The sequence below is a fragment of the Streptomyces sp. NPDC056160 genome, from assembly GCF_042268205.1.
In the GTDB taxonomy this organism is placed as follows: Bacteria; Actinomycetota; Actinomycetes; order Streptomycetales; family Streptomycetaceae; genus Streptomyces.
Genome location: NZ_JBHJUW010000219.1, coordinates 9,491 through 10,116 on the forward strand (window position 1 = coordinate 9,491; position 626 = coordinate 10,116).

1 protein-coding gene is annotated in these 626 nt (G+C 74.1%); it reads left to right on the forward strand.

Annotated features, from left to right (window positions below):
• Positions 1 to 561: MFS transporter (locus ACFC02_RS39930; RefSeq protein ID WP_376367502.1), on the forward strand; the 561-nt coding region annotated here is incomplete at its 5' end.
• Between the last annotated feature and the right edge of the window lie 65 nt (positions 562 to 626).

Here is a 626-nt window from a genome sequence, read left to right on the forward strand (position 1 = left end):
CCGCTGGCGGCGCACCCGCGCCGACCGGACGCCCAAGGGAAACCCGGCCTGACCCGGCCGCCCCCCCCGCCGCGCCCCCCCCCCTCGGTGCCGCGGGCCCCCCCGGGCCCCCCACCGCTCTTCGCCGCCGCCGGTCTGGTCAACGCCGTCGGCGTCGGCACGGTGGCATTCGCCACCGCCCTGGGGGTGCTGCCGTTCCTGCTGGTGGTGGGACGGGCGGCGGACCGGATCGGGGCACGCCGTGTCCTGGTCGCAGCGGCGCTGGCCCGGGCCGCCTGTTTCGCGCTGTTCAGCGTCCGGCCCCCGCTTTCACTGTTCGTGGTGCTCTGCGCCGTGCTGGCGCTCGGCAACCGCGTCGAACAGGCGGCGTTCCCGATGATGGCCGCCACCCTGGCACCGGAAGGGCACCGGGACCGCTGGCTGGCAACCTGGCGCGCCATGTTCAACATCGGCGTCGGCGCAGGCTCGCTGCTGGCCGGAGCAGCGCTCGCCTCGCACGCGGACTTCCAACTCCTCGGCTGGGCCAACGCCCTAGTACTCCAGCAGTACTTCGTGGCTTGACCTGGGGAAACGTCGAGCGGTGGGAGTGTAGCGGGCGGGGGTTCGTCACGAATGGCTTCTGCCCA